General features: G+C 44.8%; 14 protein-coding genes. 11 read left to right on the plus strand and 3 right to left on the minus strand.

Features of this window, described 5'->3' with window-relative positions:
- Positions 1 to 17: 17 nt before the first annotated feature.
- The 3 genes from ACE1CM_RS44490 to ACE1CM_RS44500 form a co-directional block, all read right to left on the minus strand.
- On the minus strand, positions 18 to 821 hold the full coding sequence (locus ACE1CM_RS44490; protein WP_374885896.1) for a hypothetical protein: 804 nt from the start codon (positions 819 to 821) through the stop codon (positions 18 to 20).
- Positions 822 to 1,074: 253 nt separating this feature from the next.
- Positions 1,075 to 2,433 carry a DUF1822 family protein gene (locus ACE1CM_RS44495; protein WP_374885899.1) on the minus strand — a complete coding sequence of 453 codons (1,359 nt, stop codon included), beginning with the start codon at positions 2,431 to 2,433 and terminating at the stop codon, positions 1,075 to 1,077.
- Between the two features lie 15 nt (positions 2,434 to 2,448).
- Complete coding sequence (locus tag ACE1CM_RS44500) at positions 2,449 to 3,909, minus strand: hypothetical protein (protein WP_374885901.1); 1,461 nt, start codon at positions 3,907 to 3,909, stop codon at positions 2,449 to 2,451.
- Positions 3,910 to 4,645: 736 nt separating this feature from the next.
- On the opposite strand from ACE1CM_RS44500, the gene ppsA reads away from it, so the two are divergent.
- From ppsA to ACE1CM_RS44555, 11 genes are all read left to right on the plus strand, one after another.
- On the plus strand, positions 4,646 to 7,153 hold the full coding sequence (gene ppsA, locus ACE1CM_RS44505; protein WP_374885902.1) for a phosphoenolpyruvate synthase: 2,508 nt from the start codon (positions 4,646 to 4,648) through the stop codon (positions 7,151 to 7,153).
- A gap of 223 nt (positions 7,154 to 7,376) precedes the next feature.
- Entirely contained in the window at positions 7,377 to 7,913 is a 537-nt protein-coding gene (locus ACE1CM_RS44510; RefSeq protein ID WP_374885904.1) for a universal stress protein, read from the plus strand.
- 180 nt (positions 7,914 to 8,093) lie between these two features.
- On the plus strand, positions 8,094 to 8,609 hold the full coding sequence (gene hoxE / locus ACE1CM_RS44515; RefSeq protein WP_374885906.1) for a bidirectional hydrogenase complex protein HoxE: 516 nt from the start codon (positions 8,094 to 8,096) through the stop codon (positions 8,607 to 8,609).
- A 95-nt stretch (positions 8,610 to 8,704) separates the two neighbouring features.
- Positions 8,705 to 10,291, plus strand: coding sequence for a NuoF family protein (locus ACE1CM_RS44520; protein WP_374885907.1), 1,587 nt, complete (start codon positions 8,705 to 8,707; stop codon positions 10,289 to 10,291).
- Positions 10,292 to 10,353: 62 nt separating this feature from the next.
- Positions 10,354 to 11,070, plus strand: a complete 717-nt coding sequence (hoxU, locus tag ACE1CM_RS44525; protein WP_374885908.1) for a bidirectional hydrogenase complex protein HoxU — start codon at positions 10,354 to 10,356, stop codon at positions 11,068 to 11,070.
- A gap of 127 nt (positions 11,071 to 11,197) precedes the next feature.
- The gene (locus ACE1CM_RS44530; protein WP_374885910.1) at positions 11,198 to 11,746 is read left to right on the plus strand and encodes an oxidoreductase; all 549 of its coding nucleotides are present in this window, start codon (positions 11,198 to 11,200) and stop codon (positions 11,744 to 11,746) included.
- Positions 11,747 to 11,836: 90 nt separating this feature from the next.
- The gene (locus tag ACE1CM_RS44535) at positions 11,837 to 13,264 is read left to right on the plus strand and encodes a Ni/Fe hydrogenase subunit alpha (RefSeq protein WP_374885912.1); all 1,428 of its coding nucleotides are present in this window, start codon (positions 11,837 to 11,839) and stop codon (positions 13,262 to 13,264) included.
- 91 nt (positions 13,265 to 13,355) lie between these two features.
- Entirely contained in the window at positions 13,356 to 13,607 is a 252-nt protein-coding gene (locus ACE1CM_RS44540) for a (2Fe-2S) ferredoxin domain-containing protein (RefSeq protein ID WP_374885913.1), read from the plus strand.
- Between the two features lie 12 nt (positions 13,608 to 13,619).
- Complete coding sequence (locus ACE1CM_RS44545) at positions 13,620 to 14,138, plus strand: PAS domain-containing protein (protein WP_374885914.1); 519 nt, start codon at positions 13,620 to 13,622, stop codon at positions 14,136 to 14,138.
- On the plus strand, positions 14,131 to 15,291 hold the full coding sequence (locus ACE1CM_RS44550) for a SpoIIE family protein phosphatase (RefSeq protein WP_374885915.1): 1,161 nt from the start codon (positions 14,131 to 14,133) through the stop codon (positions 15,289 to 15,291). Before ACE1CM_RS44545 ends, ACE1CM_RS44550 begins: the two co-directional genes overlap by 8 nt.
- A gap of 24 nt (positions 15,292 to 15,315) precedes the next feature.
- The gene (locus tag ACE1CM_RS44555; RefSeq protein WP_374885917.1) at positions 15,316 to 15,459 is read left to right on the plus strand and encodes a hypothetical protein; all 144 of its coding nucleotides are present in this window, start codon (positions 15,316 to 15,318) and stop codon (positions 15,457 to 15,459) included.
- The last annotated feature ends 15 nt before the right edge of the window (positions 15,460 to 15,474 follow it).

The following is a 15,474-nucleotide window of genomic DNA, read 5'->3' on the forward strand; positions in this document are numbered from 1 at the left end:
TTAATTTTGGTTGTTAACTACTTCTGAATTGTCTGCCAATAGCAAGAGTCCGACGAACAATCTGGATCGATTAAATCCCAGGAGTTAAAAATTGCCAGCTTCAACCCATTTATGACAGCTTTTTTGAGAGAAGTATTTAGATCGTTAGGCGATAGATAGTCGTTGTCATTAATCCAAATGCGTGCATCATTCCCCTCTGGGTGAGTTGAACTATGTCCGGCAAAGAAGATAATATCCCAAGACCGACTCCTCAGTTGGTCTTTGAGTTCATCGACGCGAGGTTTTTGTAGTAAAACTAATTTGGCATTGGGTAATCTTTTTTGGAGAATCTTCCAGTCGGTTTGAATATCAATTCTCTCATCACTACCCAAAATTACCAAGATTTTGACTCGACTGCTCAAACGTCCTGTTTTGGGTGCGCTTCTGCTGCTCAAAGCAATTTCAGCCTGGTTATATTCCTCCTGCATGAAACCCCATAACTCCCAGGGTAACTTCTGTAATTCTTGGTTATCAGTCTGGACAATAAAACTTACCGATTCGTTTTCATTAACTGTAACATCTTTCTCACTCGAACCAGACGAAGTGTTTTTAACGATTTCATCTGGAACAACAATTTTCCAGATCCACCAGCGGTTGCTTTGCCCCCTAGAGCTGTATACTTGTTGCCAGTCATTATATAGGTTGAGAATTTCTGGTGCGGGTGCAAGCTTACCCTTAACCTCTTCAGCGCAAACTTCCCCATTCTCCTTAATCGTTAAGCTGACGGGAAAACCTCGTTCAAAATCACCATTATCAATTCTGAAGATGACTCGCTTGCTCATTTCTCATCTTCCTTTAGCTGGAATCATTGAGCTTTATAATACTAGAAAAATTTCCCTAATCAAAGTCTGTTTATGGTATTTTAATAAACTTTATATAAGTTATTTAAGTAATTTGAATTGAGCGAAGGCGCAACCAACACATAACAGTATAATTGGGTGTCGTTACCTCAACCCAACCTAGATTCAACTGTTAGGGGCTGGTTGAAGTAGAATCATACATGATTGGTAAAAGCCGCCCCTAGAAACATCTGGATTAAACTAGGAATTGTTCTGTGATGCTGGTATCTTCTAAAGTTAGGCGGACACTAAAGCGATCGCCAACATCCGCCGTAAAATAAAGCGCGATGTAATCATCTAGCGGTTCCCGTCTTGCTACGGCTTCCAAACGCGGAATTGGATCGCCATTTTCATCGAGTGTAATCAATCGCAAATCGGGGGGTAATTTAGTCTGACCTCCCATGGAATACGCTCGCAGCAACACGGCAATTCTCCCATCTACTTTTCGCAAAACTGCAATCATTAAAGCGATGGGATAACCCATCAAATTTAAGCCTAAATCCATCACCCTTCTGATTGCATAATTGGTATAATCTGGAGCGATTGCCCACAAATACTCAGCCGCTTTCCAGCGAATTGTTTCATCGCGAGTATGCTGTAACAAATGAACCAACGCCTCTCGATCTTCAATGTCAGTAGGAACAACTACCTCACTTTGACTGTTACGAAACTGCTTGACTGCTCCTTGAATTTTGTCTGGTGAGTCTAGTTCAATTCCCTTCACTTGTTTGGCTCGAAATGCTGGGATTTTGGCATTGAACCATTCATCAAATGTCTGCCAACCCGCTTCAACTATCCCGTCTAACCACTTACTGAGATTAAATCCGACTGTCCGTGTCTCATAGAGTTGCTGTAACCAACTCCTCTCATTTAATAAAGCTCCCCACTTTTGAAATTTTTTCTGCAAGCGGGGAGAATAAGGTGAACGTTTGCTCAATTCTGCTATTAAATTTTCTCCCTCTTGATTGGATAGTGTTGCTAAAGGTGCAACTTGTCCTTTTTCGTCGCACAAATTAGACGCACCCTCCAGCATCTCTAAATTAGGAATAACCCAGTCTCCCTCGATGTAATACAGGCGATAAATCGGGTCGTAATCTGCTTTAGCTTTCAAAGTGCGTCGGGAAACAAAACCCCAAAAATGAACCGAGCGGTTTTCTACATCAACCTGGACGGGTAAATAATAATCCGCTACTAAATTGGGAATATCCACCCATTCTTGAGGTACGGCGAAATCTTCCATATCGACGGTATCGGTGGGAATCAGTACCAGTCGTTTACCGTAAAGATTAATAGCAGAACCAGTAAAAAATTCCCAAAGCATGGGTAAAACTTCCCGATTGGGAAATACACTGGGGGGAGTTTCTAATCCTAAGTTTTCCTCACACCAACGCAAAAATACATTCAAACACAGGCGATTGAAAAAAGCATAATTGCGTCCCGTATCGTTGGAATAATTTTTAGGATTTGGGCGCGCTAATTCCAAATCGCTGTTTGAAATTTCTAAGCACAAATGCTCGGAATAAATATTGCTGAGGCTGGTATTGCTCAATGTCATTGTTTTGTTCCCCGCTTAGTGTAAATATTGCAGAATTGTTTCTAGTCGAGTTTCGACTATTGCAGGAATAGTCCCGATAGCTGCACCCTCTGGTTGCAATTCTAGGTTAAATTCAGCCTGAATTTGAGCGAGCGTGTTGCTGTATAACCTTTGTTGCATTGCTTTTAAGCTATCGCGCAATTCCTCTTCAGTTTTTTGCATCATTTTTCCCATGTCTGAAAGTGGCTTTTTAACCACATAAAACAATTTTAAAAATTCCCAGCTTTGCTCGTCTAACGAACGAATTGAATTTTTAACAAAGCGGTCGAGTTCCTCAGAATAATGTTGGGACAACACTGCTTGTATTTCAGCCAATCCTGTACAACTCGGTTCGATTTCTAGATGTTGTCTGACCCAATCGCATATTTGCGACAAAATATGCTTGTTTAACTTCTGGAGATAGCGACTGATTGTCGATTGATTTATACCTCCTATTTCGCTAGCAACTTGACCTTGTTTCAGTTCTAACCCATACTTGAGAAAAAGAATTCGTTTGTCTTTCACTTCTTGTAACCCATTCAAAAGATTAGCGATCGCTTGCCTGAATGCGTTTACAGTTTCATCCATCTCCCGAGCGTAGCTTGTCTCAAATGGAATGTTTTCTAGCAAATTTGTTTCCCGATCAAAGTTGGAAGAAAAACGCTCCCAAAAATAATTACGCGTTGGATCTGATAATCGTCGAATCGCTTCATAGATGTTCTCCAACCAGGTTTTAATTTCCGATCCGCTCACGCTATTTTCAGTTTCATTCAACTCATTATAACGGTAGGCGATATCTTTAAAATTTTCGGTTCTAAATGTATTGACGCTGAGGTTGACTGACTCGCTGTATTCCTTAAAACATTGCCAAGCGATCAGATATTGAGAGATTTGTGCTTTTGTGTAACCAGAGCGTTCTAGTGCTTCTCTGACTCGGGTTCTACTCGAGCGTGCGACTAAACCTAACTTACTTTGTCCAAACATATTGTTTCCTGTAATCCTCCTTAATTCGGGTAGTAACAGATGCTTGAGTTTGATGTCAGTAAACCTGATGAATGTCGGATACCAATAGCGCAGTTGAACGCGACTTTCGTCAAAATTGTTAAAGAACTTAGCTGGGTCGATTGCTGCAAGAGACGCCATCATAAATAAGTCTTGGAAACCAACATTCCCATCGGTGTCGATCAGAGGCAAAATTCTCTTGGCTAGTATTTCGCAACGCCTTTGCAGAAATGCAATCCAATGGGTTCGCAATTGTTCCGACTCAGGATGCTGCTGGAATTGCTCGAATAGATAGCGAGCGATCGCCGCCTCCCACGGGTCGTTAACTAAGCAATCAACTGGTTGTACGATCTGGCACAGATAGTCAATGTTCTGTTTCAATCGGGGCTTGATTTGCCAGAAAATGCGATGTTCTTCTACGCGGTAGGGTAAGGTATAAAAACATTCCAATGGCATGGTAGTGACCTGAGTAACTAGGTTGAGCGCTCTAAACTAGCTTCCCCGTTCGACTCCTGTATTGGGGTCTACATTTATGGATTGAGTGCGGTGCAAAAATTTATGCGCGCCAGGGCGGGATTAGTTAAATTATTTCAGGACTTATATCATGTCCGGTCGATTACCCATAATTAGGACTGAGGCGGGGACGCGGCGACACACCGGACGCTCTGAGTTTTAATTAAGGGTGAAAAGCCTGACATGATATTACGCAGCGACTCCTTATAGCGGATTGTGACTTGATAGAATACACTTTATTTTGCATAAGCTAAGAGTCCGTGTAGGCGGGCTGAGTTTGTGTAGCGGCATCCTTAAGGGTGCGCGCTTGACAAACTCAGCCCCAAGGGCTGTATTCCACCAAGTCACAAACTGCTATATAGCGGTGGCGGTGGCGGTAGCGGTGCGTTACGCAACGCTTACGCACCCTACATTTAGAGGCTCAACTACGCTGACCATTAGGCATTAGCCATTAGCCATTACCCATCCTCACAAGTTCCTCAAATTCTTGTCCTATAACTCAAGATGTAGAGCCTAAGAGCATTTCAGCCTACAGAGTCTCTCAGATCGCGTTTGTTGGATAATCCACAGCGAGCGATGCTCGAGATGCGAAAAAATGGTAATCGGGGGTGATTCAACAGCCAGAGTAGCAAGGAATGCACTAGCTCTAAAAACCGAATTGTGAGGCGGATTGAGTTTTATGGTGCAAGCAACTGAAAGAGAACAAACTCTCCAATCTCCGAAAGAACAAGCCTTAGTCCTGTGGTTCGAGGACGTTGGCATCGCCGATATTCCATTAGTGGGCGGCAAAAACGCTTCATTAGGTGAAATGATTCGCCAGCTGACCCCCAAAGGGGTAAACGTACCCACTGGCTTTGCCACTACAGCTTACGCTTATCGGTACTTTATCGAACAAGCTGGTTTAGAGAAGACTCTGCGCCAGTTATTTTCCGACCTCGATGTGGAAAACGTAAAGAACTTGCGGATGCGAGGAAGGCAAGCACGCGCTTTAATTCTCAACACGCCATTTCCGGAAGAACTAGAAGAAGCTATCACTCAGGCTTACCTGAAATTATGCGATCGCTACGGCACCAGCGCCGAATTCTGCGAAAAACTCCCGCCGGAAGAACAAGAAGAATGCAAGCGCTACAGCAGCGATGTTGACGTAGCGGTTCGTTCCAGCGCCACTGCGGAAGACTTACCCGATGCCAGTTTTGCCGGACAACAAGAAACCTACCTCAACGTTTACGGCGTTGATGCAGTATTAGAAGCTTGCCATAAATGCTTTGCTTCTATCTTCACCGACCGCGCTATTTCTTATCGCACCATTAAAGGTTTCGACCACTTTGAAGTCGCCCTCTCCGTCGGCGTGCAAAAGATGGTACGGTCTGACCTAGCATCCTCCGGCGTCATGTTCTCCATCGACACCGAAACTGGCTTCAAGAATGCGGCATTAATCACCGCCGCCTACGGTTTGGGTGAAAACGTCGTCCAAGGTGCCGTTAACCCAGACGAATACTTTGTCTTCAAACCCACGCTGAAAGAAGGCTTCCGCCCAATCCTCGAAAAACGCCTCGGCAGTAAAGAAATCAAAATGATTTACGACGTAGGCGGCGGTAAGCAAACCAAGAACGTCCCCGTACCAGAATCAGAACGGGGCAAATATGCCATCAACGATGACGAAATTCTCACGCTTGCTAAGTGGGCTTGTATCATTGAAGACCACTATTCCGAAGTGCGCGGCACCAACAGCCCAATGGATATTGAATGGGCAAAAGATGGTTTAACCGGCGAACTATTCATCGTTCAAGCCCGCCCGGAAACAGTACAATCGCAAAAATCCGCCAGCGTCATCAAGAACTTTAAACTCAACGGTACGAGTAACATTTTGACAACCGGACGTGCCGTTGGTGAAATGATCGGTGCCGGTAAAGCCCGCGTGATTCTAGACGTTCACCGCATCGACGAATTCCAACCTGGTGAAGTACTGGTAACCAATAAGACCGACCCAGATTGGGAACCGATCATGAAAAAAGCGAGTGCGATCGTCACCAACCAAGGTGGACGCACCTGCCACGCCGCAATTATTGCACGGGAAATGGGAATCCCTGCGATCGTTGGTTGCGGTAACGCTACCGGCACGTTAAAGACAGGGCAAGAAATCACCGTATCTTGTTCCGAAGGCGAAGAAGGACGAGTTTATGACGGTTTAGTACCGTTTGAAATCATCGAAACCCAACTCGATAACCTGCCTCGCACCCGCACCAAGATTTTGATGAACGTGGGTAACCCAGAAGAAGCCTTCGGTTTGTCAGCCATTCCTTGCGATGGCGTGGGATTGGCACGGTTAGAATTCATTATCGCCAACCACATCAAAGCCCACCCATTAGCATTGATGAACTTCGATACCCTCGAAGATCCATTGGTGAAGAAAGAAATCGGCGAACTGACCGCATTGTACGACAACAAACCCGACTTCTTCGTCGATAAACTCGCCCACGGTATCGGCACGATCGCAGCCGCATTCTATCCCAATCCGGTAGTCGTGCGGATGTCCGACTTCAAATCCAACGAATACGCCAACCTTTTGGGTGGCAAACAATTTGAACCCAAAGAAGAAAACCCAATGATCGGTTGGCGGGGCGCATCTCGTTACTACGATGAAAAATACCGCGCCGCCTACGGATTAGAATGCATCGCCCTCAAACGGGTACGAGACGAAATGGGCTTAACCAACGTCATCCCAATGATACCTTTCTGCCGCACCCCCGACGAAGGTCGCCGAGTATTGGCAGAAATGGAAAAATACGGCCTGAAACGCGGCGAAAATGGCCTACAAGTCTACGTAATGTGCGAAATCCCCAACAACGTCATCCTCGCGAATCAATTTAGCGAAGTATTCGACGGATTCTCCATCGGTTCCAACGACCTAACCCAACTCACATTAGGTCTAGACCGCGACTCCGCATTAGTCGCCCACCTATTCGACGAACGCAACGAAGGCGTCAAAGAAATGGTGCGCTTGGTAATCGAACGGGCGAAGAAGAACAATCGCAAGATCGGTATTTGCGGTCAAGCACCTTCTGACTACCCAGAATTTGCCCGCTTCCTAGTTGAACAGGGCATTGACTCAATCAGCTTGAACCCCGACACCGTTCTCAAAACGATGCTGGAAATCGCCAAAACCGAAGCTGAAATAGGCGGCTAGGAGGAATTCAGATTGCAGATTGCAGATTTCAGATTTAAGAGATTTCGGCAATTTGTAATCTGAAGCATTAAGAGATTTCAGATGGCAGATTTTTAATTTGCCATCTGATACCAAATCCCTTCGCATCGAAATTCCCGCTCTCTCTTCTCTTTCTCTGCGTCCTCTGCGCCTCTGCGGTTTATTTATTCAAAATGAAATTTGAGTTTAAAAAGGATTAAAAAATATGTTTCAAAAAATTTTAGTAGCAATGGATTGTGATAGCAGTCAACAAGTTTTTGATTCAGCTTTGACATTAGGTAAAGCAATGAATGCTCAGCTGATGCTGTTGCACATACTAACGCCAGTAGAAGAAAGCAGTCCCAGAATTGCCGGTACTTTTTCTGGTTTGGCATTTTATCCAGATTTAGCACCAGAAGTTTCCGAAGACATGTTGATGAGTTATCGCAAACAGTGGGATGAATTTGAAACTCAGTGTTTAGAGATGCTGCGATCGCGCACCGCCCAAGCAAACACCGCAGGCGTCACCGCCGAATTCACTCAAAACGTCGGCAACCCAGGCAAAACCATCTGCGGCATCGCCCGCACTTGGGGCGCAGACTTAATTGTCCTCGGTCGTCGCGGTCTTTCTGGTTTGGGCGAATTCTTACTAGGTAGCGTCAGCAACTACGTACTCCACCACGCCCCCTGCTCGGTTTTAACCGTACAAACTGTTAAAACAACTACCGAGGAATCTCAACTAGAAGAATCAAATTTAGTCTAAAGTTGTCATCTATTAATCGGGGAAAAGCATGAGCTACAAAATTTTGAATTTCTTGAGAATAAACCTATTTATAAAATATGTTGTTTTATTGACGGATTGGCGCTTAAATAGGTATTCTTAAAAAGGGGGAAAAATAACAAGGCTCGTGCTTCAGCCTGAAAACTTATTGGGATAAAGAACATGGTTGCAAACGCAGAGAAAGTAACTCAAAAACAGCATCCCAGCGGCGATAAACGCTTCAAAGCGCTGGATATTACCATGAAGCGGAATCAATATCGCCAAGATGCTTTAATTGAAATTCTGCACAAGGCGCAGGAAGCTTTCGGTTACCTGGAAGAAGACGTGCTGCTATACATCGCGCGCGGTCTAAAATTACCCCTCAGTCGCGTGTACGGAGTTGCCACTTTTTACCATCTATTTTCCCTCAAACCCAGCGGCGCTCATAGCTGCGTAGTTTGCTTGGGAACTGCTTGTTACGTCAAAGGCAGCGGCGAAGTTTTAGCAGCGCTAGAAAAGAAAGCTTGCATTCATCAAGGCGAGACAACACCAGATGGACAAATGTCCTTGATGACAGCACGCTGTATCGGTGCTTGCGGCATTGCCCCCGCCGTTGTTTTCGATGGCGAAGTAGCAGGAAAAGTGACGGCAGAACAGGCACTAGAACGCATCGAAAAATGGGGAATTGGTAATGGGTAATAGGTAATGGGTAATGGGAAGAAAGAACAATCACCAATTACCAATTACCAATTACCAATCGCCAATTACCAATTACCAATTAGCAATTAGCAATTATGGACTTACCAGAACTACTCGAACTTGCCGAAAAAGAGCGCAACAATTACAAACCGATTCGCGTGCATTGCTGTACCTCAACTGGATGTCGCGCTGCCAATTCTGTCGCGGTGAAGAAGAATTTAGAAGGCGCAGTCAAAGAGTTGGGAATGAGCGATCGCATCCAAGTCGTCGGCGTCGGATGCATGGGTTTTTGCGGTAATGGTCCACTTGTCGAAATCGATCCGCAAGATAAACTCTACGAACGAGTCGAACCAGAACAAGCTGCCAGTATTATTGACTCGCTCAATGGCGGCACGACAACCGCACAAGAAGGTGATTTTAAACACCCATTCTTTGCCCGTCAAAAGCGCATCGTGCGCGAAACTAGCGGCAAAATTGACCCGGAACGAATTGAAGAATATATCGCCGCCGGGGGCTATCAATCTTTGTATAAAGTCATACACGACATGACCCCCGCGCAAGTCGTGGAAGAAATTAGTAAAAGCGGCTTGCGCGGGAGAGGCGGTGCTGGCTATCCTACGGGGTTGAAATGGGCAACGGTGGCAAAAATGCCTCCCGGACAAAAATACGTCGTCTGTAACGGCGACGAAGGCGATCCGGGCGCATTTATGGATCGGTCGGTGTTGGAAAGCGATCCGCATCGGGTGTTGGAAGGGATGGCGATCGCAGCGTATGCTGTCGGTGCTAGTGAAGGCTACATCTACGTCCGCGCCGAATATCCCCTGGCGATCGAACGTTTGGAAATTGCGATCAAACAAGCGAAAAAACTCGGTATTTTAGGCAGTCAAATTTTTGATTCACCCTTTGACTTTAAAGTCAGCATCCGCATCGGTGCCGGTGCGTTTGTCTGCGGCGAAGAAACGGCGTTGATTGCTTCGATTGAAGGCGGTAGGGGCAACCCGCGTCCCCGTCCACCTTACCCTGCCCAATCTGGATTGTGGGATTGCCCGACGCTGATTAATAACGTGGAAACCTTTGCTAATATTGCTGCGATCGTGCGCGAAGGTGCAGACTGGTATGCCAGCATCGGGACAGAAAAAAGCAAAGGGACTAAAGTGTTTGCGCTTACGGGTAAAATCCGTAACAACGGTTTGATTGAAGTACCGATGGGGATTACCCTGCGCGAAATCGTGGAAGAAATGGGCGGCGGCGTTGTGGAAGGGGAAGTTAAAGCGGTGCAAACCGGGGGGCCTTCTGGCGGTTGCATTCCGTCGTCGTTGTTGGATACTCCGGTTGAATACGATTCTCTGGTGCAACTCGGATCGATGATGGGTTCCGGCGGTATGGTGGTGATGGATGATACTACGAGCATGGTGGAAGTTGCCCAGTTTTACATGGAATTCTGTCGGGGCGAGTCCTGCGGGAAGTGCATCCCCTGCCGTGTGGGAACGGTACAGATGTATCAAGCATTGACTAAAATCCTGAATAAGAAAGCAACGATGGAGGATTTGGCGCAGCTGGAAGCTTTGTGCGATATGGTGAAATGCACGAGTTTGTGCGGTTTGGGACAATCTGCGCCGAATCCGGTTTTGAGTACGCTGCGTTATTTCCGGGATGAGTATTTGGCTTTGATTGAGAAGTAATTGAACCGCAGAGACGCAGAGGACGCAGAGAAGAGAAGAGAAGAGAAGAGAAGAGAGGGTTTATGTCGGTAAAGACGTTAAGTATTAATGGTAATGAAATTGCGGTTGAAGAGGGGGCGACTGTTCTTCAAGCGGCAAAAGAGGCGGGGGTTCGGATTCCGACTTTGTGTCATTTAGATGGGGTTTCTGATGTTGGTGCTTGTCGCTTGTGTTTGGTGGAAATTGAGGGGATGAATAAGTTGCTTCCTGCTTGCGTGACGCAGGTTTGGGAGGGGATGAAAATTCAAACTGATACGCCTAAGTTGCAAGAATATCGGCGGATGACGGTAGAGATGTTGTTTGTGGAGGGCAATCACGTTTGTGCGGTTTGTGTGGCGAATGGGAATTGCGAGTTGCAAGATTTAGCTATAGAAATGGGGATGGATCATGCGCGCTTCCCTTATCGTTTTCCGGAAAGGGATGTGGATATTTCTCACGATCGCTTTGGCATCGATCATAACCGTTGCGTGTTGTGTACCAGATGCGTGCGCGTCTGCGATGAAATTGAAGGGGCGCATGTTTGGGATGTGGCATTTCGCGGCGCTGCTGCTAAAGTCGTGACGGGTTTAAATCAACCTTGGGGTACGGTGAGTGCTTGTACGAGTTGTGGGAAGTGCGTGGAAGCTTGTCCCACTGGGGCAATTTTCCGCAAAGGTGTGACTGTGGCGGAAATGGATCGCGATCGCACTAAACTAGACTTCCTCGTCACGGCAAGGGAGAAACATCAATGGACGCGGTAATGGCTAATGGTTAATGGTTAATGGTTAATGGTTAATGGCTAATAGACAGAAAAAGCGATCGCCAATCACCAATTAGCAATTAGCAATTAGCAATTAGCAATTAGCAATTTTCAGAGAGAGGGTAGCAATGGAAAAGATTAAATTCGCCACAGTTTGGTTAGCAGGTTGTTCGGGATGTCACATGTCTTTTCTCGACTTGGACGAGTGGTTGATTGAACTTGCGGAAAAAGTCGATGTTGTTTATAGTCCGGTTGGTTCTGATATTAAAGACTACCCGGAAGGCGTGGATGTTTGCTTGGTTGAAGGCGCAGTCGCTAATGAGGAAAATCTGGAACTGCTTCGCAAAGTTAGAGAAAGAACCAAGTTCCTAATTTCCTTCGGAGATTGTGCCGTAACTGCCAACGTACCGGGAATGCGAAATATGATCAAAGGTGCAGATCCGGTTTTAAGGCGCTGCTACCTAGAATTGGGAGATACGACGCCCCAATTGCCCCATTTCCCCGGCATTGTTCCAGAATTGCTCGAACGAGTTTCCCCAGTGCATGAAGTCGTAAAAGTTGACATGTTTATGCCTGGTTGTCCCCCATCAGCAGAGCGAATTAAAGCCAGCATCGAACCACTTTTACATGGCGAAAAACCCGTCATGCAAGGTCGAGATATGATTAAGTTTGGCTAATGGCTAATGGCTAATGGCTAATGGTTTATCAGATATACAATTAGCAATTAGCAATTAGCAATTACCAATTACCAATCAAAGAGGATTACTATGGCTAAAACAGTTGTTATTGACCCAATTACGCGCATTGAAGGTCACGGGAAAATCTCCATCTATCTCAACGATGGAAATGAAGTGGATGATGTTCGGTTTCACGTTGTCGAATTTCGCGGATTTGAGAAGTTCTGCGAAGGTCGTCCGATGGCAGAAATGGCGGGGATTACTGCCAGAATTTGCGGCATTTGTCCGGTAAGTCACTTGCTGGCATCGGCGAAAACTGGGGATAAAATTTTGGCGGTGAAGGTTCCCCCGGCAGCGGATAAATTACGCCGCTTGATGAATTTGGCGCAGATTACCCAGTCGCACGCGCTTTCGTTTTTCCACCTATCTAGTCCGGACTTTTTATTAGGTTGGGATAGCAATCCAGCAACTCGCAATATATTTGGTTTAATCGCAGCAGATCCGGATTTGGCGAGGGGTGGAATTCGCTTGCGCCAATTTGGGCAGCAAATTCTGGAAATATTGGGAGGCAAGAAAATTCACTCGGCGTGGGCGGTGCCTGGTGGAGTGCGATCGCCTATCTCAGAAGAAGGCAGATCGTGGATACGCGATCGCCTCCCCGAATCCCGCGCCACCGCAGAACACGCCCTCAATCTATTCAAGCGCCTTTTAGACCAATTCCAAGACGAAGTTCAGGCGTTTGGCAATTTCCCTTCCCTCTTCATGGGATTAGTCACCAGAAATGGCGAATGGGAACATTACGATGGCGTGCTTCGCTTCCGGGATAGCGAAGGTAAGATTGTTGCCGATAACCTCAGTGAAGATAACTACAAAGACTTTATCGGCGAAGCGGTGGAAAACTGGTCTTATCTGAAATTCCCTTATTACAAACCGCTGGGTTATCCGGAGGGGATGTATCGGGTGGGACCATTGGCGAGATTGAATGTATGCGATCGCATCGGCACCCCAGATGCAGATAGAGAGTTGCAGGAAATGCGCGATCGTTCTGGTGGTAAAGCAGTTACATCCTCATTCTTCTACCACTACGCCCGACTGGTGGAAATTCTGGCAGCAATTGAAAAAATCGAACAACTCGTAGACGATCCGGATGTTGTTTCCCCTCGCACTCGCGCGATCGCAGACATTAATAGTTTAGAAGGTATCGGCGTCAGCGAAGCACCAAGAGGCACGTTATTCCACCACTATCAAGTAGATGAAAATGGGCTAATTAAAAAAGTCAATCTCATCATTGCCACCGGACAAAATAACTTGGCAATGAACAAAACCGTCACCCAAATTGCCAAACATTACATCAAAGGCAGCGAAATCCCCGAAGGCATGTTAAACCGCGTCGAAGCAGGAATTCGCGCCTTCGATCCTTGTCTCAGTTGTTCCACCCACGCCGCCGGACAAATGCCCCTGCACGTCCAATTAATTGCCGCAGATGGAACCGTTCTCAACGAAGTTTATCGAAATTAGGTAATGGCTAATGGCTAATGGCTAATCGCTCAATCGGTAAAAATACTAGATTAGCAATTAGCAATTAGCAATTAGCAATTAGCAATCACCTATGAAAGAAAATCTCTATCTATGCATGGGTTCCGCTTGTCATCAACTGGGAGTTTATGAAGTCTTGCCCAAACTCCAAAGTATGATGATCCAATATCAACTCGAAGACAAAGTCGAACTCAAGGGATCTTTTTGTCTAGAAACCTGTAGCGATGGTATAGTGATGAAATACAAAGATAAAGTCTTCAGCAAGATTAGTCCTGAAAACGTCGAGCAAAAATTCAAAGACGAAATATTGCCAAATATAATTTAAAGGCAGGGGATTGTGAAAAAAAACGAGAAAAGTCTGTGGGAACTGTTATGGGAATATGACCCCAATGGTCTAATAGTAGTTGACAAGGAAATGAATATTACAATTGTCAACCCGGCATTTTGTAAAATGTTTAGTGTAGACTCAGAAGAGATAATTGGTCTGCCAGTATCCTACATTTTGAAAAGCGACGTCAGGGATTTTCAAAAAGTTTGGGATAAAAATGAAGTGATTCGCGTGGAAGAATCCGAATACAAAGAACATAATTTATATGTCAGAAAAGTGATTTTTCCCATCCCCGATGAAAGCATCGTCGCTTGTATCATGGTTGATACCACCCATGACAAACTACGCCAAAAAGAAATCATCAAATTAAAAACCGAAACCATCGCCAAAGTTAACGAGGTCGTAGACAATCAAATGAAAGTCGCCCAACAAATTGCTGGGTTACTGGGAGAAACAACCGCAGAAACAAAAGTCAGTCTTTTAAAAATAGTCAAAATGCTGGAACAGGAGGTGTTTGAAGATGGATAACTTTTTGGATATTTACAATTTAAGTTTAAATAAAAAAGAAGAAGAACTTTGCGGCGACAAAGTCAAGTTTTGCAAAAATGAAAAGAAAACTACAATTGTTTTATCCGATGGGTTAGGGAGTGGGGTAAAAGCCAATATTCTGGCTACCTTAACCACAGAAATTATTATTACAATGCTCAATGCAGATGTTTCTATAGAAGAGGTAATTAAAACCGTTATCGGAACTTTACCGATTTGTCAAGTTAGAAAAATTGCTTACGCTACATTTACAATTATTCAAATAGAACGGGAAACGAATAAGTTTAAATCGATTAATTTTGATAATCCTCCAGTTCTTTATTTTAAACAAGGTAAGCTGGTTAAATTAGAAACCAAAACCGAACAGATTTTAGATAAAAAAGTTACCGTAGCCGAAGGTTATCTGGAAAATGGGGATTTTTTAGGGGCAATTAGCGATGGTATCCTTTATGCAGGATTGGGGCAAACGCTAAATTTTGGTTGGGGATGGGAAAGCATCGCTAAACATATAGAAGAATTGTTTGTTAGCCAAGTTCATAATTCGCGGAATATTGTTAATAGCGTTATCAAAGAAACTCATTCGCTTTATCGCGGCAAAATTGGCGATGATGCAACCTTTGTAGGCTTGTACGTTAGGAAAACAAACCCATTAATGATATTTACTGGCCCCCCTATCGATAAAAATAAGGATAGAGAGTATGTAGAAAGACTGTTAAAATTCGAGGGTAGAAAAGTCATTTGCGGCGGGACAACGGGGAATATTGTCGCTAATTATTTGGGGGAAACAATTGACATGGAAATTGAGACAATGCGGAAAGACCTTCCCCCCATTGGAAAATTAAAGGGGATTGATTTAGTCACAGAAGGCATCTTAACCATGTCAAAAGCAATTGAAATTTTAAAACAATGTCATTGCGATATAGCTAGATTGCCTGACGATAATAATGGTTCTGTAATGTTAGTTAGGGAAATTTTGTCAGCGGATTCGCTTTTATTTTTAGTAGGTCAGAAAATTAACGACTTTTACCAAAACCCCCTGCTGCCCAAAAATATCTCAATTCGCCGTAATTTAATAGAAGAGTTAGTTAAAATCTTGCGAGAAAAACAAAAAGAAGTCATTTTAGAATACTGTTAACCGGCTAAATCCTCCCAGAGAAGGATGGATCAAATTATACCCAATGTGGTATCGGCTCCAAAGCGGGGTAGTTTAGGAGTATGGGCGGCGGGCGATCGCTTCATCATCTGGATTCCGGTTGCATTTGAATCATTAGTAGGGGCTAAGGCTAGAGGAACTTTGTGCTAGCGACAAAGCTTACTT

This window comes from Microseira sp. BLCC-F43 (assembly GCF_041929235.1).
Classification (GTDB): Bacteria; Cyanobacteriota; Cyanobacteriia; order Cyanobacteriales; family Aerosakkonemataceae; genus Microseira.